The sequence below is a fragment of the Amycolatopsis sp. YIM 10 genome (assembly GCF_009429145.1).
Lineage (GTDB): Bacteria > Actinomycetota > Actinomycetes > Mycobacteriales > Pseudonocardiaceae > Amycolatopsis.
This window is the reverse complement of record NZ_CP045480.1, coordinates 6,381,033-6,398,987: the sequence shown is the minus strand read 5'-3', so window position 1 is coordinate 6,398,987 and position 17,955 is coordinate 6,381,033. Positions and strand designations below refer to the sequence as shown.

Genomic DNA, 17,955 nt, shown 5'->3' with positions numbered 1-17,955 from the left:
GTGATGGGTTCACCTGGATTTCGCAGCGGTGCGCGGTAACGCTTGGTGTCGGTGCGGCAGGGGATGTCCTGTTGTCAACCCACTTGGCGCAATTGGTTGGACCAGCCGGGTGCAGTTGATCAGTTGAATTCTCACCTGACTGCTACTCTTTGGCGCGTGGTCAATGGCTCGCCGGGGTTGTGCGATCAGGCAAGGGAAAACGGCAGCTATCCAGCACAGGGCCGGTTGTACGGCGAGTTCCTGTGTGGAGTGTGGGCGACGGCGTGCGAGGCGCTCGAAGTCCCGGCGGACCAGGCGGCGTGGACAAGGAGGCTGCTCGGTGCCGCGCTGCCCGCGTGGGCCGTCGAGCGGATCGGGTCCACTCCGGAACGGCCGTCCTACGTTGCGGGAGACGGGTTCCCGGCCGAGATGTCGGTCAACTGGTCGGGCGGGCAGCCGGAGCTGCGGGTGTTGTTCGACTGCTTGGACGATGTGCAACACGGGCACAGCCTGATTTCCGCCGCGGCACAGGGGAATGCCCGCGAAGGCATTCACCGGTTGTTCACCCCGCAGTCGGGCAGGCCGTCCGAGGCGCCGTTGTGGCACTCGGTCGCCTGGCGCCCGTCCTCGCGGCTGGTGCACAAGACCTACTTCGGGTTGTACGACTGGCCCTTCGCCGAGCGGTACGCGGCGGTGGACGAGGCGATGGCCCGGCTGGGCCTGGCCGCCGCGTGGGAACGCACCCGCGCCAGGGTGGAGAACGCCGGCGGGCAAAGGGAAATCGAGTTCTTCGCGGTGGATCTGGCCGGGGAAGCCGATGCCAGGGTGAAGATCTACTACCGCAACCACGGCGCCGACCTCGCCGAGGTGAACCGGATCGCGGCGACGGCCCTGCGCCACGACGAGGAGAACGCGCTGGCCGCGTACCGGACCCTCGCCGGCGCCCGCGCCGACGCCGGTGAGGCGGCGTTGAGCTGTCTCGCTTTCCGGTCCGGTGTGGACGGTGCCGACGAGTGCACCACCTATCTCCGGCTTACCGACCTGGCCGCCGACGACCAGGAGGCGGTGGACCGCACCGCCGCCCTGCTGCACCGCGAAGGCGTGGATCCCGCCCGGTTCCGCGCGCTCGCCGAGGCATTGGTGCCCGGCTCCCTCGAGGACAGCCGAGGCCTGCTGGAACTGGTCAGCTACCGGGCATCCGGGCGACGTGGTGACCTCACCACGTACTTCCGGCTCCCGGTGTTCGAGTCCTCCGCCGCCCGCCTGCTCGCGCCGGTTGATCTCGGGTAGCGGCACCGGGAAGATGATCATGCTTACCGCCACCGGAAGGAGTCTGCCGTGAGCCACCAGGATGTGGACCGCATCGCCAGCCACAACGAGCAGCGGCAACAGGAGTACGCCTCGTCGGCGCTGATCCGCCTGCTGGCCGACGAGAACACCGCGGAGCCGACCAAAAAGACGGTGCTCACCTACCTGCAGCCCTGGTCGAACGCCTTCCAGCGGATGATCAGCGCCCGGGTCGCCTTCGAGCCCGACCCGGAACTGCGCGCGCTCGCGCTGGAGCACCAGGAAGAGGAGATCGGGCACGACCGGATCCTGGCCAGGACGCGGGCGGAGGACACGGAACTGGTGTGGGATCCGGTGATCGAGTCGGGCGCGTCGTGGTTCGTCGACCAGTTCGCCATCCTGCCGAGCGTGCACCGCGCGGTGCTGGCGCACCTCGCGCTCGAAGCGGGCAGCTTGGTGCTGAGCCAGGCCGGGACGAAGGCGTTCCCGGACGACCCGTACTTCGAACTGCACGACGAGGCCGACGTGGAGCACCTGGAGATGGGGTACCGCCTGCTTCGTGAGCGTGCCGACTGGACCGTGGACGAGGTGATCACCCTGCTGGACCGGGCGTGGCAGGTCATCGGCGTGGTGTCCGACCGCATCGCCGAGTGCGCTCGCCGGGACACCGCGACGTGACCGCGGAAGCTTTGGCGGTCGCCCAGAAAAGCGCCGACGCTTATCGGGAAGCCTTCGGGGATCGGCTGACCGCCGTGTACCTGCTGGGAAGTCTCGCGTACGGCGGCTTTTCGGCGGCGGTCAGCGATATCGACCTGGCTCTGGTGCTGGCCGATTCCGGTGATGGTGACCGGGAAACCGTTGACGGGGTTTCGGAGTCGTTGCGCGAGCGCGGAGGGCTTTACCCGAAACTGTCCGTGTTCTGGGCGTCGTTGCCCGCGTTGAGCGAAGGCCGCGACGACGGGCGGTTCCCCGCCTTGGACCGGTTGGAGCTGGCCGAGCACGGTCGCTTGCTGATCGGTGACGAGGTGGCCGCTTCGGTGGCGCGCCCGGCGGCGGAGGAACTGTCGCTGGAGAGCGCCCGGTTCGCGGTCGGTGTGCTGTCCACGGACGAGGTGATCGCGGAGTTCCACACCCCGCGCCGGTTGCTGGCCGACGCGGTGTGGTTCACGAAGGCCGTGTTGTTCCCGGTGCGTTTTCTTTACAGCAACGCGAAAACGGGCGGGCGCGCGGCGACGAACGACGAAGCCGTCGAGTGGTATCTGTCGCGTATGGACGCTCCGGCGAAGCCGCTGGTCCAGCAGGCGGCGCGGGTTCGAGCCGGAGAACCGTTGGGCGGCGGGGGTTTCGCGGCCGAGCTGCGGGAGTTGTACCGGTACTACATCGATGACCAGATCGGCCGGTTGACGGACGCGGACCTGATTTCCTCGTTCGAGCGGTGGCGGGCCCGGTTGAGCTGAACTACCGGAGCAGCACGGCAAAACCGTCGAGGTGGCGGGCCAGGCCGTATTCGAACAGGCCGTCCAGGTCCGCCACCGTCTCCTCCGGAATCGATTTCAGCAGCGGGAACTGACCGCTGTCGAGCAGTTCGTCGGTGCGCTTGCGTTGCGCCAGCCACCACCCGCCGAAGTCCACGCCGGTCTCCAGCTCGGTTTCGGATTCCTCGGCCAGCGACCTCGCCGTGGTGACGACCAGTGAATGCAGGGTCAGCGCCTCACGGAGCCGGGCGGCCATCGGCAGGCCGAGCCCGTCGAGCGCGCGCAGTGTCCATTCCGTCTGCGCCATCATGTTGGGCGCGAGCAGCGGGCGGGTGAACGAAACCGCCCTGGGCAGCCAGAGGTGGCGATGGCACAGCGCCCACTGGCCGCGGGCGACGAGTTCGAGCTTGGCGCGCCAGCCGTCCGGGCCGGGGTTGGGCAGTTCGAGTTCGGCGAAAACCTCGTCGGCCATCTGCCGGACCAGCTCGTCCTTGCTCGCCACGTGCCGGTACAGCGCCATCGGCCCGGCACCGAGTTCGGCCGCGACCCGGCGCATCGACACCGCGTCGAGGCCTTCGACATCGGCGATTTCGACGGCGGTGCGCAGGATGTGGCGGCGGTTCAGCCCGGGTACCGGCTCCGGCTGCTTTCGCCCGGCCGACGCGCTCACCACCGTGCCCGAGCCGACTTTCGCTTCCACGAGCCCGTTTTCGCGGAGGGTGGCCAGCGCCCGGTTCGCCGTCGCCAGCGCGACACCCCACCGGCGCGCGATCTGCCGCACGGACGGCACGCGATCACCGGCCGCCAGCTCGCCGGTGAGAATGCGTGCGCGGATCTCCGCGGCGATCCGCAGGTAGGGCGGTTCGGTCAACGACGGCATTCCAGGTCTCCTTCGTCTTCGCCGAGCTGAGTGTACTAGATCACCTGAACACTTGTTTCGCTTGTGTGCCGCGGAAAGCGGCGCGTCGGCCAGCTTCGCCGATACCGTGTACGCATGGCAATCGATACACCGTACGCATCCGTTCGACCGGCCACCGAGCCGGACCTGCGGGTGGCGGGCGACGTGCTCGTCGACGCGTTCATGGACGATCCCGTCGTCTGCTGGCTCCATCCGGAGCGGAGTGAGCGCGCCCGCCTCCAAGCGGAGTTCTACCGGCCGCTGCTCGCGCATGGCGAGGTCTACCTGGCCGGTGCCGGAGAAGGCGCGGCGGTGTGGTTGCCGTTGGCGGCGGGCCCGTGGCACCCCGAGCCGGCCGATGAGGAGGTCGATCCGCGCCTGCGCGCGCTGGGGCAGGCGCTGGGGGACCGGCATCCCGATCGGGCGCACCTCTACCTGCCGTGTATGGGAGTGGTCGCCGGGCGTCAGGGGAGCGGGCTCGGTTCGGCGTTGCTGCACGACCGGCTTTCGCGGGCGGACGCCGACGGCATCGCCGCCTATCTCGAAGCGAGTTCGCCGCGGAGCCGCGCGTTCTACCGGCGGCACGGATTCGAGGACTCGGGCCCGCCGGTCCAGGTCGGGGACAGCCCGCTCCTGTGGCCGATGGTCCGCGAACCGAAGCACACCAAGTGAAGGAGAACGTTCAAATGTCCACAGTGGTATTCGCGCACGGCACCAATTCCTCGTCGTACTGGTGCTCCGGGCTGATCCGCGAACTCACCCTGCGCGGCCACCGCGCCGTCGCCGTCGACCTGCCCGGCCACGGTGACGAGGCGTTCTACCCGCGTGCCTACCAGGCGCCGCAGGATCTCGAAGCCCTGGCGACCGAGCCCTCACCGCTGGCGAAGATCACCATCGACGACTACGTGGACCGCGTGGTCGAGGTGGTGCGCCGGGCCCGGCGGCACGGTCCGGTGATCCTCGCCGGTGCCAGTCAGGGCGGGGTCACGGTGAGCCGGGTGGGCAACGCCATTCCCGACGAGCTGGAGCGCGTCGTCTACGTCGCGGCGTACTGCTGCGTCGACTTGCCGAACATGATCGCCTACCTGGAAACCCCGGAGAACAGCGAAAGCCTGCTCCACCTGATCGAGGCGGTCAAGGTCGCCGACCCGGCGGTCCTCGGGGTGAGCCGGCTCAACTGGCGCTCCGCCGACCCCGCGGTTTTCCACGCGGTCAAGGAAAGCCTGGCCGCCGACTTCACCGACGAAGGTGTCAGCAGGCTGCTCAACATGCTGGAGCCGGACGAAACCGCCGCCATCCCGGCGACCGAGGCGCGTGGTCAGGCCGATACCTGGGGCCGGATCCCCCGGACCTACGTGCGATTCACCCGCGACCGGCTGATCCCGCCGGCCTTGCAGGACCGGTTCATCGCCGAGGCCGACCGCCTCACCCCGGACAACCCCACCGACGTGCGGAACGTCGAGGCACCACACGTCGGCCCGTTCGACCGGCCGGAACTGGTGGACATCTTCAGCGAGCTGGCCGGAACCTGACAAACCGCACAGCGCGACACGGTGCCGGCGGAGACTGAAGTGCGACTGCAACGCATCCTTTGGTCTCCGGGAGTACGAGATGACGACACCTTCTGGCGAGGGTTCGGGCGCGGGCGGCACCGACGGCGGCTCCTCGGGCGCGCCGGCCACGACGGAAGCCCCGGCGCCGGAGAAGCCGTCGGGCTCCACCGAGTCGTCGGGAGGCACGTCGGCAGCGACGCCGGAGAGCAATCCGACCCCGGACAAACCCGCCGATGACTCGGCGGACAAGGCATCGGGATCCACGTCGGAACCGGCGCCGCCTTCCGACCCCGCCGGTGAGGGTGCGGACACGACGGCGAACCAGGAACAGAGCACTGCCGGCGCACCCCCGGCCGGCCCTGATTCGTCTGACGACCCCGCTTCGGGCGAGGCCGCCGGCGACGACGCACCGGCCGAGGGGAGCGAAGAGGATGTTCCGGGGACCATGCCCGGGGCGGAAATGAAGGAGGTGAACAACGAGGACACGCGACCTCGCCCTGGCGACGAAGGGTTCATCGGCCCCGTCGCGCCCGAAGACCGGCAGCAAGATCCCGAAGCGGGGTCTCTCGATTCCATCATTCAGCAGTTGCAGGGCACCAAGCGCGACGCCGAGGACGCGCATTCCGAGGGCGACCGGGGCAGCCGCGATGTTGTCGACGCCTGGCTGGATCCCAATCAGGACCCGGCGCGGGACAGGACCGGCCGAACGCTCGATGACACAAAAGGTGTCGGTGATTCAGCCGACGCGCTGGGGCAACAGGTCGGCCGCACTCAGGAGCAGATCAACGCGGCCTTGCGAACGATCGAAGAGAGCGATCGGGACGCGGGATCGGTCGACCTTCTCCGGCCGCTTCTCGGTGCTGGTGAAAGCGACGTCGTGAATCAGCGGACCCAGGACATGGCCGCGGCCGAACGTGACCGGATCGCCAATCTGACGGCGGAGCAGATCAGGAACGATCCCGGCTGGGAAGGTATCGAAGGAGGCGCTGCCCCCGCGTCGTTGGCTGGTAATCCCGAAGCCATTGCCAGCGCCGACGTTCTGGCGAACGCGGGTGCCGGCGTCGGTGGCTGGCAAGCAGCGCAATCAGCGGCGCGCAAAGCTGATTGGTGGTCGGGGATCGCCTCCCAGGCCAGGGAGTACCTGCCCAATTCGGACGTACAACGCCATGTCTCCCTGCACGGCCAGGTGGGGCGTGGAGAGGCGAACGCGCACCTTTTCTCGAATGCCGGCAAAGTCGCCAACGCCGCAAGCAAATTCGGTGGGCCCGTGCTCGGACTGCCTCTTGCCGGTCTTGCCATCGACAACGATATCGCGGCTGGTGAAACGCCGGCACAGGCATGGGCGTCGAACGGGGCCGGCTGGGGAGCGGGTGCGCTGACGGGGCTCGCCATCGGTGCGTCCGTCGGCGGCCCGATCGGCGCCGTGCTGGGCGCGATCGGCGGCGCCGCGGCGGGCGCGGTGGCCTCTGGCGCGGTCGACAATTTGTTCGAGCACGGTTCCGTGGTGGCACCTGACGACTATCAGAGCCCGCAGGCATGATCGCTCACGAGGAAGTGTAGCAATGAGTGAGAACGAAAATCCGGATTCCGGGGCAGCGGTCGAATTTCCTTCCTTCGTTTTTGTGCCCTGTGCCGCGCATGTCAAGGATCCCGCCGACGCGATCGTCGAGTTCCGCCGCGTGAGCGACGGTCGGCTGGCGCTGATGGTGTACTCGTCCCTCGACCAGCTGAAATCGTGCTGCGGAGAGCAGCAGCCCTGGCTGTGGACACCGACGCCCGTGCTCGAACACCTCAAGCAAGTGCAACCGTATGACTTCGCGGTTCTCGACGTCGTCATACCAGAGGAACACCGGACCATTCCCGGGAAACCGCAACCGCGGCATACGACAGCCTGAGCCAGGGAGGAAGGGCCTCGAACATCGAGGCCACCCATTCACCGGACCGCCGCCGCAGTGCTAGACAGCAGCGTCGATAGCTGCGGTTCGCAGGGCGGCGGCGAGGCGGCCGGCCGCCTCTGGCAGGGGTTTCGGGAGTCGGGCGAGCATCAGGCGTCGGTGCTCGGCCGGGCCGCCGCGGACCGGTAGCACGCGGACCCCGGAGGGCACGACGGACGCCAGTGACGCGGGCACGGTGGTGATCCCGCAACCCGCCGCCACGAGGTGCAGTTTGGCCAGCCAGTCCCGTGCGGTGTGCGCGATCTCGGGCCGTTCGTCCAAGCCGGGCCACACGCCCATCACCCGGTCGTCGCCGGAACCCGCGATCCAGCGCTGCCCGGCCAGGTCCGCGACGTCGGCGAAGTCACCACGCGCGAGCGGGTGTGTGGACGGCACGGCCACGCACAGGCCGCGCTCGGTCAGCGTCCGCAGCCGCAGGGCCGGCGTTTCGCTGTCCGGCGGGCGGAACGGCGGTGCCGACGCCAGCAGGGCCAGATCCAGCGTGCCCGCCCGCAGGGCCCGCGCGAGCGCCGGGGTGCTGCCCTCGCGGGTGATCACCGTGATGGCCGGGTGCGTTTCACGCAACGCGGCCAGCGCTCGCGGCACCAGTGCGGCCCCGGCGCTGGCGAACCAGCCGAGGCGGACCGTGGCGTGTTCGTCGGGCAGTCCGGCCAGCTCCCTGGCGGTGGCGTCGACCTGGTCGAGCACGGAAGCGGCGCGGCGCACCACGATGTGCCCGGCCGCGGTGAGCCGCACCCCGTCGTGCCGCCGCTCGACCAGCTCGGCGCCCGCCGACCGTTCCAGCGCGGCGATCTGACGGGAGACGGCGGACTGGGTGTAACCGAGCGCGGTGGCCGCGGCGGTGAACGTGCCGCGCTCGGCCACTTCGCGGAACACCCGCAGCGCGGTGAGCGAGACGTCGGAGAAGGTCATGACACTTACGCATACCAGGTGTGCCGGACTTTCGCTGTCGGCATGGCCGGACCGCGCTTAGCGTGGCGTCATGACCACTTCACGAATCGCACTGGTCACCGGGGCGACCCAGGGACTGGGGCTGGCGCTGGCCGAAGGGCTGGCGCGGCGGCTGACCGCACGGGACGTCGTCTACCTCACCGGGCGCGACTCCGGACGCGCGGCCGAAGCCGCGAAAAGCCTGTCCGGCGCCGAGGTCCGGGGTGAACTGCTCGACGTGGCCGATCCCGAGGCTGCCACCCGGTTCGCCGAGCGGCTGCGCGATCGGCACGGCGGCGTGGACATCGTCTTCGGCAACGCGGTCATGCGCGTCGGGCCCGAGGACGATCCGCGCGAGATCATCGATCCCTACACCCAGGTGAACAACTTCGGCACCACCCGGCTGCTGCGGGCGTTCGCGCCACTGGTGCGGGACAACGGCAGGCTCATCGTGGTCGCCAGCTCACTGGGCACCCTGCACCAGCTCGCACCGGTGCTGCACCGGCGCTTCGACGATCTGTCCACACTGGACCAGGTGGACAAGCAGGTGGTGGCCTGGCGCGACGCGGTCGCCGACGGCAGCGCCCGATCCGGCGCCTGGCCGGGGTTTGTCAACATCCCGTCGAAGATCGCCCAGGTCGCGGCGGTGCGGGCGCTGGCGTCACAACGTCGTGAGTCCGACCTCGCCCGCGGCATCCTGCTCGCCGCGGTCTGCCCGGGAATGATCAACACGCCGACCTCGGCGAAGTGGTGGGACGTCAGCACCGCGCCCAGTCCGGCCGAAGCCGCCGTCGCCCTGCTGGACCTCGTTTTCGCACCGGTGAACCCCGAGCACTACGGACAGCTTGTCCGATATGGACAGATCGTGCCCTCGAAGTAGCGCTCAGCCGGTGAGCTGGTAGATGCGGAACCCGGGATTCTCGTAGACCAGCCGGAACGGGGGCTGGTCCAGTTCACGCAGGCCCGGTGTGCGCTCCTTGCCGTAGAGCATGGGCGTGGCGACCACGGCGTACCCGATGTCGTACCGGCGCACGAGTTCCCGGACCCCGGGATCGGTGGCCACCTCGTCGAATTTCTCCAGCAGCACCCACCGGTCCGAGCCGGGTGGGTAGTTGCCGAAGTAGGGCACCACGGTCCGGCGGCCGACCAGGCCGTAGGCCCAGGTGGAGCCGTCGCCGTTGTCGTTCATCACGCCGGTGCCCGGCGGCACGAGTTCGGTGAGCCGCCGCAGCCCGGCCGCCACCTCCGGAGTGACCGGGCCGGGCCGGTACATCTCGCGCACGCGGTCCCCGTTCGCGACGGCGTACCCGCCCGTCGCGCCCAGGTAGCCGGCCAGGATCAGGACCCCAGCGCGCCAGTCGCCGAGACGGCGGCGCACTTCGTCGAGCAGGTGACCGGCGGCGACCGCGCCCACCACCGGAAGCACCGCGACCAGCCGGAAGCTGTCGTTCCACCACGGCGCGGCCAGGTACCTGGTCACCGGGTGGTCGGTGGACACCGACAGCACGTACAGCGCGGCGAACACCAGCGCCGCCGCGGTGGCCCACCGCCAGGCCGGTACGCGCAGGAACAGCAGCAGGCCGCCGAACACCAGCACGGCCAGCACCCACTGGGCCGGTGGTGCCGCCTCGCCCGGCTGCGGAACCACCCCGCCGAGGGTGACCACCCGGAGCACCGCGGTCCCGGCGTCGCTGCTCGCCGCCCAGAACGGCTGGAAGGAGGCGACCCGCGGGGTCACGCGCAGCAGGCCGTCCAGCAACGGCAGCAGAACCAGCGCGCAGAGTCCGAGCAGCACGCCCAATCTGGCCCAGTCGAGCGGAAATTCGCGCCGGTCCCGCAGGAGCAGCACCAGCACGCCGAACACGGCGAGGACCACGGCCGCGCTCGGGTGCACCACCAGCACCCCGTTCGCGGCGAGCACGGCCATCGGCAGCACGCCGGTGTCACCGCTGGTGAGCCAGCGCACCGCCAGCGCCAGCGCGGGCCCGACCAGGCACAGCGCGAGCGCGTAGGGATAGAGCCCGCCGTAGCTCCACAGCAGGTAGGGCAGGTTGGCGAAGGTGGTGCTGACCACCACGGCCGCGGCCACCGCGCCGGCACGCAGGCCCAGCCCGGCGGCGAGCGCGGCGGTGCCCAGCGGTACCAGCAGCGTGGCCACCGCGATGACCAGGCCGTTGAGCACGGTCGGCGGTGGCTGCCCGGTGATGCCGTGCGCGAGCGAGCCGATCAGGTGGAACCCGTTGGGATAGAAGAAATCCGGGTGGTCCTCAGCGATCGCGGCCAGTCCGGCCGGTGCCGGGTCGCCGGAGTCGGTGATGTGCCGGATCGCGTTGCCGTGGAAGCTCATGTCCCAGACCTGGGACACCGCGTCCAGGCCGCCGCGCATGCCCAGCGCCACGACCACGGCGCCGATCGCCGCCGCGACCACCGCAGCGGGCCCGATGGTGAGGAAACCGTCGCGCCGCCAGGTTTCCGGCTCGGCGTTGGTGTTCCCGCGAAGCCACGGCCGGGCGATCGCGGCCACTGTCACCACCACGGCCAGGAAGAGCAGGAAGCTCCACCACCGCCACGGCACGCCGAGCAGGCTGAACAGCGGTCCGGCCAGTCCCGCCAGCCCGAAGGTGAGAGCCGGGGCCGCCCCGAGCACCGCCCAGCCGGTGCGCCGCACCGCCGCGGCCACCGCCAGCCCCGGCAGCCAGAGCACGCCGATCGCCACCAGCACGGTCACCACGGCGCACCCCCTGGCCATCCACGCTAGGAACCGGTTTGCCTTGGCGCAGCGCCCATTCGAGGGCAGGCGGGGATGAATCGGCCTACTGCTGGGGCTGCATGGTCACCGTTTTGTATTCGATGTACTGGCCGAGCCCGACCGCGCCGTACTCGCGGCCGATGCCGCTGGACTTGAAACCGCCGAACGGTCCTTCGAAGCCGATCGAGGCGCCGTTGACGGTGACGGTGCCGGTCCGCATCCGTCGCGCGACGGCGAGCGCGTGTGCTTCGTCGGAGGACCAGACACCGCCGGAAAGCCCGTACTCCGACTCGTTGGCGATGCGCACCGCGTCGTCCTCGGTGTCGTAGGGGATCACCGCCAGCACCGGCCCGAAGATCTCCTCCTGCGCGATGCGCATCGAGTTGTCGACATCGGCGAACACCGTCGGCGTGACGTAGTTGCCGTCCTCCAACCCGGCCGGGACTTCCGGGCCGCCGGTGACCAGGCGGGCGCCTTCCTCGATGCCGAGCCGGATGTAGTCCAGCACGCGCTGCTGCTGACCGCGCCGCACCATGGGACCGATGAACGTGCGCTCGTCGGCCGGATCGCCGACCGGCAGCGACTCGACCATTTCCTTGAGCGCGGCAACCACCTCTTCGTACCGGCCGCGCGGGGCGAGGACGCGGGTCAGCGCGATGCAGGCTTCGCCGTTGTTGAGCAGCGAAGCGAACTTCAGGCCCTGGACAGCGGCGTCCACATCGGCGTCGGGCAGCAGGACGGCGGCCGACTTGCCACCCAGTTCCAGGCTGATCCGCTTGAGCTGCGCACCGGCCAGCGAGGCGATCCGGCGACCGGCCGCGGTCGAGCCGGTGAACGCGATCTTGTCCACATCGGGGTGCCGGACCAGGTGCTCACTCGTTTCCCGGTCTGCGGGCAGCACGCTGATCACGCCTTCGGGCAGGCCGGTCTCTTCGAGCAGCCGCGCCAGCAGGTTCATCGTCAGCGAGTTCTCCGGCGAAACCTTGAGCACCACGGTGTTGCCCGCGAGCAGGGCCGGGAGGATCTTGGCCAGTGCGGCGGAGAACGGGGAGTTCCACGGGATCACCGCGGCGACCACGCCGATCGGCTCGCGGCGGACGACCGACCGCTGGGCACCGCCCGGCAGGGTTTCCTCCCAGCCGAACCCTTCGGCGGCCCTGAGGTACGCGTCGGCCTGGCGGGTCAAACCGGCCTGCCCGGCGCGGGTGAACCAGAGTGCGGATCCGTTCTCCGCACTGGTCAGTTCCGCGATCTCGGCCGCGTGCGACTCGCGGAGTTCGGTGAGCCGCCGGACGGCCGCGATCCGGTCGGCCGGTGCGGTCCGCGGCCAGGGACCTTCGTCGAAGGCTTTCCTGGCCGCGGCGACCGCGAGATCGATGTCCGCCGGGAGGGCCTGCGCGGCGCGGCCGAGCAGCGATCCGTCGTGCGGCGAGGCGATGTCCAGCAGGTGCGGGTCACTCGGCTTGGTCCACGAGCCCCCGAGGAAAAGCTTGTCGTAAGTAATCACGCCAACGACTGTACCACCTAAGTGTCACATCAATGTGGCGGTAAATGTCGTACCTGTCACTTCGTGGTGTACCTTGACCGCCATGAGGGCTGACGCGAAGCGGAACCTGGAGCTGGTGCTGACCACCGGAGCACGCATGCTCGCGGAAGATCCGTCGGCGAGCATCGCGGCCATCGCGGCCGAGGCCGGGGTCGACCGGCGCACCGTCTACCGCCGCTTCGCATCCCGGGACGAACTGCTGGGCGCGGTGTACGAAGCGCGACTCGACGCCATCGAAGCGGCCATCGAGGCGGCGCGGTTGCGTGAGGCACCGTTCCCGGTGGCGATCCACCGCTACGTCGAAGGGATCGTCGAGGTGAACCGCACCTGGCCGGTCGACCTCGGGCTCATGCTCGCGGAACCGTCCGTCCACGAACGGCGCGACCGGGCGATCGCCGAGGTGAACGCGTTCCTCCGCAAGGCCACGAAGGACGGTCACCTCCGGCAGACCGGTCCGGACGACTGGGCGGGCACCGTGCTCGGCACCCTCCTGCGCGTCGGCGCCCGGGACCTGCCGGATCTCAGCGCGTCCCAGGCCGCCGACGTACTGGTGCGGACTTTCGTGAACGGCTTCGGAAGCTAGGCGCTGTCCGGCGAGTCACGCTCGCAGGACAGCGCCTAGAGCGCGGCGAGTTCCGCGGTCAGGTCGTCCAGGCCGAGTGCGCCCGCCGACAGGGCGGCCATGTGCCAGGCCTTCGCGTCGAAGTCGGCACCCCGGGCGGCGCGGGCGGCCTCGCGGCCGTCCAGCCAGGCGCGCTCGCCCAGTTTGTAGCTGATCGCCTGACCGGGCCTGCCCAGGTAGCGGGTGATTTCGCTGTCGATGTAGGAATCCGGCTCACTGCTGTACGCGGCGAACAGCGCGCGGCCCAGTTCCGGCGTCCACGTCTGCCCGGCGCCCACCGGGGAGTCCGCGGGAATCGGCAGCGACAGGTGCATGCCGATGTCGATCACCACCCGGATCGCGCGCATCAGCTGCGCTTCCAGATACCCCAGCCGGGCACCGGGTTCGCGCAGGTACCCGAGTTCGTCCATCAGCCGTTCCGCGTACAGCGCCCAGCCCTCGGTGCACGCGCTGACCGCGCCGATGCCCGCCTGGAACATCGAGAGCCGGCCGGCCAGGTGCGCCCACTGCGCCAGCTGCAGGTGGTGCCCCGGCACGCCCTCGTGATACCAGGTGCTGACCAGGCTCCACAGCGGGAAGCTGGTCCGCCCCAGCGTCGGCAGGTAGGTGCGGCCGGGCCGGGTGAACGACCGGTCCGGGCGGACGTAGTACGGCGCGGCGGCGCTGCCCGGCGGTGCCTCGTGCGCCTCCACCCGGCGGATCGGCTCGGCCAGGTCGAAGTGCGTGCCGTCCAGGTCGCGGATCGCCTCGTCCACCAGCCCCTGCAGCCGCGCCAGGATCGCGGGCACGCCCTCGATCCGCTCGCCGTGCTCGTTCAGGTGCGTCAGTGCCTCGCCGACCGACGCGCCGGGCAGCACCCGCGCGGCCTCTTCGACGATCTCCGCGCGCAGGCGGTGGAACTCGGTCCAGCCCCATTCGTAGGCCTGCACCGGGTCCAGGTTCGAGCCGGTCCACTGCCGCGCGGTCACCCGGTACCGCTCCTCGCCGACGCCGTCCGGGGTGCCCTCGGTGCGCGGCAGGTACTCGTCACCCAGCCAGCGGCCCAGCTCGCGCACGGCGGCACCGGCCTGGCCGGCCGCGCGGTCGAGGTCGGCTCGCAGTGAGTCCGGCACCTCGGCCTTCGCGGCGAATCCGGCGAACCAGCCGCGGCCGCCGTCGACCGCCGCCCACTCGGCCAGCTGCCCGGCCACGGTCCGCGCCTGGCGGGGCGCGGCGGTCAGCCCGCGCTTCGCGCCCGCGCGCAGGGACTCGGTGTAGCCGGCCAGCGCCGCCGGCACGTTCGCCATCCGCCGCGCGATCACCGCCCAGTCCTCGTCGGTGGCGGTCGGCATCATGGTGAACACCAGCCGGCTGACGTGCACCGGGCCCATGATGTTGGACACGTCGCGCAGGTGCTCGCCCGATTCGCTGACCGCCAGGTTCGAGCCGAGCCGCTCGCGCAGCAGACGGGCGCAGCGCCGCTCGTCGGCGCCGTCCGGTTCCTCGGTCCCGTCCAGCGCGGCCAGGGTGCGCCGGTCCAGCTCGTCGCGGGCGGCCTGGCCGTCGGGGGAGAAGTCGGGCAGCCGGTCGTCACCGGGACGCAGGCCGGTCATCGTGCCGATGATCGGGTTCAGCTCGGCCAGGTCGTTCGAGTAGCTGTCGGCGAGGTCGCGGATCGCGCGGGAGGAGGCCATGCCGCACCGTATCTTGGTGCGGTGGAACCAGGTGCGGTGATCGCCGGGCGCTATCGGCTCGTGTCGCTGATCGGACGCGGCGCGATGGGGGTCGTCTGGCTGGCGCACGACGACCGCCTCGACCGCCGGGTGGCGGTGAAGCAGTTGCTGGTGGACGGCGAGGACGCCGTGGCGCGGGCGATGCGCGAGGGCCGCAACGCCGGGCGGTTGCGCCACCCGAACGCGGTCGCGGTGTTCGACGTCGCCGAGCACGACGGCAGGCCGTGCCTGGTCATGGAGTACCTGCCGTCGCGGAGCCTCGCCGGTATCGCGGGACTGCGGCCGCGCGAGGTGGCCGCGATCGGCGCGCAGCTGGCGGCCGCGCTCGCGGCGGCGCACGACGCGGGCATCGTGCACCGCGACATCAAGCCCGACAACGTCCTGATCACCGACGACGGCACGGCGAAGATCACCGACTTCGGCATTTCCCGCGCCGAGGGCGAAGCCGCGGTGACCGCGACCGGGGTGCTGGCCGGTACGCCCGCGTACCTGGCGCCGGAGGTCGCGCGCGGCCGGGAAGCCGACAAGCGGTCGGACGTCTACTCGCTCGGCGCGACGCTCTACGCCGTGCTCGAGGGCAGCCCGCCGTTCGGCGTCGAGGAGAACGCGATCGCGATGCTGCACAAGGTCGCCGGTGGCACGGTCACGCCGCCGGAGCGGGCGGGGGAGCTGACCGGCGCGTTGCTGTGGTTGCTGCACGCCGATCCGGCGGCGCGCCCGTCGATGACCGCGGCCCGGGAGGCGCTGGCGGCGGCCGCCGAAGGCCGGGCGATGGCGCCGCCGTCCCCGACCCTGCTGCTGCCCGCGCGGCGGCGGCTCTCCCGCCGGACGATCTTCGCGGGTGCGGGCGGCGCGGCATTGGTGGCCGCCGGGGTGGTGGCCGGTTCGCTGATCGGCGGCCCGGATTCCACCGGCTCCGCGGCACCACCGGCCACCGCGTCTACGTCGTCGACGCCGCCGCCCGCGCCCGCCTGCACCGCGCGGTTCACCGTGGGCGGTTCCTGGCCGGACGGGTACCAGTCGGCGGTGACCGTCCGGAACGAAGGCGCCCGCACGATCACCGGCTGGGAGCTGAGCTGGACCATGCCGGACGGGCACCGCGTCGACAACCTGTGGGGCGGGCAGTTCACCCAGACCGGATCGGCGGTGACGGTGACCAACGCCGACTACAACGTCACGATCCCGGCCGGCGGATCGGTCGAGGTCGGCATGACGGTGCGCGCCTCGACCGGCACCCGCGACGCGCCGGAGGTCAGCTGCCGGGAGCAGTGACGATTGACAGCGCGCCCGAACTGAAACTATGTTGGTTACAGTTCGAAGGGGGTACGGGTGGGACTCAGCAGCCGGAGCGCGGTCGCGATCCACGCGCTCACCTTCCTGGCGCGCTGGGAGGACCGCTCGATGACCTCGGCGGAGATCGCGGAGAGCCTGGCGGGCAACGCGGTGCTGGTGCGCCGCATCCTCGGCGGCCTGCGGGACGCGGGGCTGGTGGTGGCCACGGAGGGGCGTGGCGGCGGCTGGACCCTGGCTCGTTCTCCGCGTGAGATCACCCTGTACGACGCGTACGCCGCGGTCGAAGGCGGCCCGGTGCTGTCGCGGCACGCCCATCCGCCGAGTGAGGCGTGCGAGGTCGGGCGGCATATGCAGGCGCTGGTGGACGCGGAGTTCCAGGGCGCGGAACGGGCGATGGAGGAGCGGCTCGGCCGGACCACCATCGCGCAGCTGGTCCAGCAGGTGCTGGCGGTCGAACAGGCGCGGTAACGCGGGGCGCGGGCTCGTCGCGCCCCTTTTTCATGCCCAAACTGTAACCCTTGCAGTTACAGTTAATCGGAAGGAATCCTTGTCATGACAGCCATTCCGGCCACGGTCGGTTCGCGGAGCCTGCTGGCGGTGCTCCTGCCGTCGATGCTCGTCACGGTCATCGCCAGCGACATGGTCAACCTGGTGCTGCCGTCGATCGGTGCGGAGTTCGGTGCCTCCGAAGCGGAACTGGCCTGGGTGGTCACCGGCTTCCTGCTGGTGTTCGCGGTCGGAACCCCGTTCTACGGCCGCGTTTCCGACCGGATCGGCCTGCGGCGCCTGTTCGCCTTCGCCCTGCTGACCTACGCGGTGGGCAGCCTGGTCTCCGCGCTCGCCCCTGATCTGCTGGTGCTGGTCGCGGGGCGGATCGTGATGGGGGCGGGCGCGGCCGCGATTCCCGTGCTCTCGATGGTCGCCGTGACCAGGCTGGTCCCGGCCGGGCGGCGGGGGCTGGCCATCGGCGTGGTCTCCGCGGCGGCCGGTATCGGCACCGCGGCCGGACCGGCGCTCGGCGGCGGGATCGGGCAGTTGCTGGGCTGGCCCGCGTTGTTCTGGCTGATGTCGGCGGCGGCGCTGGTCCTGCTGCCCGCGGCCTGGCGGGTCCTGCCCGCCGACACGCCGGCGAACGCGGAACGGTTCGACCTGCTCGGCGGTGTCCTGCTGGGACTCGGCGCCGGACTGGTCCTTTTCGGAATCACGCAGGCGCAGGTCGCCGGATTCACCGCGATCTCGTCGTGGGGCAGCCTTCTGGTGGCCGTTCCGGCGCTGGTGCTCTTCGGGTGGCGCACGGTCCGGGTCGCGCGGCCGTTCGTGCCGCCGTCGTTGTTCGGCAACCGGGTCTACCGGGTCGCGGTGGTGGTCGCTTTCCTGGCCATGTGGGTCAATCTCGGCGGTCTGGTCTTCGTGCCGTTGCTGGTGGTGGAGGTCGACGGGCTGACGCCGGGGCAGGGCGCGCTGGTGATGATCCCGGCGGGACTCGCGGTGGCCGCGCTGTCGCCGTTGATCGGCCGCGTCGCCGACCGGATCGGCACCCGCCCGCTCGTGTTGTCGGGGCTGGCGGTGATGGGGTTCTTCGCCCTGTTCCTGGCGGGTTTCGCGGATTCGGTGGTCCTCGCCGGGATCGGGATCCTCGGGCTCAGCGCGGGATTCATTTTTGTGCTGACCCCGATCATCAGCGCCGCGGCGGGTGCTTTGCCCGCCGGTCAGGCCGGCGTCGGACTGGGAATTCTCCAGGGCGCGCAATTCCTGGGCGCGGGTACCGGACCGGCTTTGCTGGGTGTGCTGGTGACGGCGAACGGTGGCGGGCGGTCCGCGTACTCGACGGCGTTCGCCGTCATGGCTGGGGTTGTGGTGGTCACCTTCGCGGTCGCGTGGCGAATGCGGGCGGGCCGCGGCCTCCCCGGATCAGGGTAGGAAAATTGCGCGTATCTCGCCCGGTCGGGGGTATTT

At 70.7% G+C, this 17,955-nt stretch carries 17 protein-coding genes; 12 read left to right on the top strand and 5 right to left on the bottom strand.

Going from position 1 to position 17,955, the window contains the following annotated elements; translation table 11 throughout:
* Window positions 1–156 precede the first annotated feature (156 nt).
* Genes YIM_RS30175 through YIM_RS30165 form a run of 3 tightly spaced genes read left to right on the top strand, consistent with a single transcriptional unit; the run spans window position 157 to window position 2,723 of the window.
* Complete coding sequence (locus YIM_RS30175) at window positions 157–1,269, top strand: hypothetical protein (RefSeq protein ID WP_228004098.1); 1,113 nt, start codon at window positions 157–159, stop codon at window positions 1,267–1,269.
* Between the two features lie 48 nt (window positions 1,270–1,317).
* Window positions 1,318–1,944, top strand: a complete 627-nt coding sequence (locus tag YIM_RS30170; protein ID WP_153033561.1) for a hypothetical protein — start codon at window positions 1,318–1,320, stop codon at window positions 1,942–1,944.
* Window positions 1,941–2,723, top strand: a complete 783-nt coding sequence (locus tag YIM_RS30165; RefSeq protein ID WP_228004097.1) for a hypothetical protein — start codon at window positions 1,941–1,943, stop codon at window positions 2,721–2,723. The genes YIM_RS30170 and YIM_RS30165 overlap by 4 nt, the downstream gene beginning before the upstream one ends.
* A gap of 1 nt (window position 2,724) precedes the next feature.
* Here YIM_RS30165 and YIM_RS30160 read toward each other — a convergent pair whose 3' ends face one another.
* Window positions 2,725–3,621: a TetR/AcrR family transcriptional regulator C-terminal domain-containing protein gene (locus tag YIM_RS30160; RefSeq protein ID WP_153033559.1), complete on the bottom strand. Its 897-nt coding sequence runs from the start codon at window positions 3,619–3,621 to the stop codon at window positions 2,725–2,727.
* A gap of 114 nt (window positions 3,622–3,735) precedes the next feature.
* On the opposite strand from YIM_RS30160, the gene YIM_RS30155 reads away from it, so the two are divergent.
* The 4 genes from YIM_RS30155 (at window position 3,736) to YIM_RS30140 (ending at window position 7,087) form a co-directional block, all read left to right on the top strand.
* The gene (locus YIM_RS30155; protein WP_153033558.1) at window positions 3,736–4,311 is read left to right on the top strand and encodes a GNAT family N-acetyltransferase; all 576 of its coding nucleotides are present in this window, start codon (window positions 3,736–3,738) and stop codon (window positions 4,309–4,311) included.
* A gap of 14 nt (window positions 4,312–4,325) precedes the next feature.
* Complete coding sequence (locus YIM_RS30150; RefSeq protein WP_153033557.1) at window positions 4,326–5,171, top strand: alpha/beta fold hydrolase; 846 nt, start codon at window positions 4,326–4,328, stop codon at window positions 5,169–5,171.
* Window positions 5,172–5,250: 79 nt separating this feature from the next.
* Window positions 5,251–6,732, top strand: a complete 1,482-nt coding sequence (locus YIM_RS30145; protein ID WP_153033556.1) for a hypothetical protein — start codon at window positions 5,251–5,253, stop codon at window positions 6,730–6,732.
* Window positions 6,733–6,754: 22 nt separating this feature from the next.
* The gene (locus tag YIM_RS30140; protein ID WP_153033555.1) at window positions 6,755–7,087 is read left to right on the top strand and encodes an SAV_915 family protein; all 333 of its coding nucleotides are present in this window, start codon (window positions 6,755–6,757) and stop codon (window positions 7,085–7,087) included.
* 60 nt (window positions 7,088–7,147) lie between these two features.
* Here YIM_RS30140 and YIM_RS30135 read toward each other — a convergent pair whose 3' ends face one another.
* Complete coding sequence (locus YIM_RS30135) at window positions 7,148–8,059, bottom strand: LysR family transcriptional regulator (protein WP_153033554.1); 912 nt, start codon at window positions 8,057–8,059, stop codon at window positions 7,148–7,150.
* 70 nt (window positions 8,060–8,129) lie between these two features.
* Between YIM_RS30135 and YIM_RS30130 the strand changes: the two genes are divergently transcribed.
* Complete coding sequence (locus YIM_RS30130; protein WP_153033553.1) at window positions 8,130–8,957, top strand: SDR family NAD(P)-dependent oxidoreductase; 828 nt, start codon at window positions 8,130–8,132, stop codon at window positions 8,955–8,957.
* A gap of 3 nt (window positions 8,958–8,960) precedes the next feature.
* Here YIM_RS30130 and YIM_RS30125 read toward each other — a convergent pair whose 3' ends face one another.
* Both YIM_RS30125 and YIM_RS30120 read right to left on the bottom strand, forming a co-directional pair.
* The gene (locus tag YIM_RS30125; RefSeq protein ID WP_153033552.1) at window positions 8,961–10,805 is read right to left on the bottom strand and encodes a DUF6541 family protein; all 1,845 of its coding nucleotides are present in this window, start codon (window positions 10,803–10,805) and stop codon (window positions 8,961–8,963) included.
* Window positions 10,806–10,890: 85 nt separating this feature from the next.
* Window positions 10,891–12,333, bottom strand: a complete 1,443-nt coding sequence (locus YIM_RS30120; protein WP_153033551.1) for an aldehyde dehydrogenase — start codon at window positions 12,331–12,333, stop codon at window positions 10,891–10,893.
* Window positions 12,334–12,415: 82 nt separating this feature from the next.
* Here YIM_RS30120 and YIM_RS30115 point away from each other — a divergent pair, with 82 nt between their 5' ends.
* Window positions 12,416–12,955, top strand: coding sequence for a TetR/AcrR family transcriptional regulator (locus YIM_RS30115; RefSeq protein WP_153033550.1), 540 nt, complete (start codon window positions 12,416–12,418; stop codon window positions 12,953–12,955).
* Window positions 12,956–12,990: 35 nt separating this feature from the next.
* On the opposite strand, the gene YIM_RS30110 is transcribed toward YIM_RS30115, so the two are convergent.
* Window positions 12,991–14,667: a DUF885 domain-containing protein gene (locus YIM_RS30110; RefSeq protein WP_153033549.1), complete on the bottom strand. Its 1,677-nt coding sequence runs from the start codon at window positions 14,665–14,667 to the stop codon at window positions 12,991–12,993.
* A gap of 21 nt (window positions 14,668–14,688) precedes the next feature.
* On the opposite strand from YIM_RS30110, the gene YIM_RS30105 reads away from it, so the two are divergent.
* The 3 genes from YIM_RS30105 (at window position 14,689) to YIM_RS30095 (ending at window position 17,919) form a co-directional block, all read left to right on the top strand.
* The gene (locus YIM_RS30105) at window positions 14,689–15,978 is read left to right on the top strand and encodes a protein kinase (protein ID WP_153033548.1); all 1,290 of its coding nucleotides are present in this window, start codon (window positions 14,689–14,691) and stop codon (window positions 15,976–15,978) included.
* A gap of 57 nt (window positions 15,979–16,035) precedes the next feature.
* Window positions 16,036–16,467, top strand: coding sequence for an Rrf2 family transcriptional regulator (locus YIM_RS30100; protein ID WP_153033547.1), 432 nt, complete (start codon window positions 16,036–16,038; stop codon window positions 16,465–16,467).
* An 84-nt stretch (window positions 16,468–16,551) separates the two neighbouring features.
* A complete protein-coding gene (locus YIM_RS30095) occupies window positions 16,552–17,919 on the top strand; it encodes an MFS transporter (protein WP_153033546.1) in 1,368 nt (455 codons plus the stop codon).
* Window positions 17,920–17,955: the final 36 nt, after the last annotated feature.

Bases quoted from the DNA above. Each gene is read 5' to 3' on its own strand.
- YIM_RS30160 (WP_153033559.1), bottom strand. From the start codon at position 3,621: ATGCCGTCGTTGACCGAACCGCCCTACCTGCGGATCGCCGCGGAGATC.
- YIM_RS30155 (WP_153033558.1), top strand. From the start codon at position 3,736: ATGGCAATCGATACACCGTACGCATCCGTTCGACCGGCCACCGAGCCG.
- YIM_RS30150 (WP_153033557.1), top strand. From the start codon at position 4,326: ATGTCCACAGTGGTATTCGCGCACGGCACCAATTCCTCGTCGTACTGG.
- YIM_RS30145 (WP_153033556.1), top strand. From the start codon at position 5,251: ATGACGACACCTTCTGGCGAGGGTTCGGGCGCGGGCGGCACCGACGGC.
- YIM_RS30140 (WP_153033555.1), top strand. From the start codon at position 6,755: ATGAGTGAGAACGAAAATCCGGATTCCGGGGCAGCGGTCGAATTTCCT.
- YIM_RS30135 (WP_153033554.1), bottom strand. From the start codon at position 8,059: ATGACCTTCTCCGACGTCTCGCTCACCGCGCTGCGGGTGTTCCGCGAA.
- YIM_RS30130 (WP_153033553.1), top strand. From the start codon at position 8,130: ATGACCACTTCACGAATCGCACTGGTCACCGGGGCGACCCAGGGACTG.
- YIM_RS30115 (WP_153033550.1), top strand. From the start codon at position 12,416: ATGAGGGCTGACGCGAAGCGGAACCTGGAGCTGGTGCTGACCACCGGA.
- YIM_RS30110 (WP_153033549.1), bottom strand. From the start codon at position 14,667: ATGGCCTCCTCCCGCGCGATCCGCGACCTCGCCGACAGCTACTCGAAC.
- YIM_RS30095 (WP_153033546.1), top strand. From the start codon at position 16,552: ATGACAGCCATTCCGGCCACGGTCGGTTCGCGGAGCCTGCTGGCGGTG.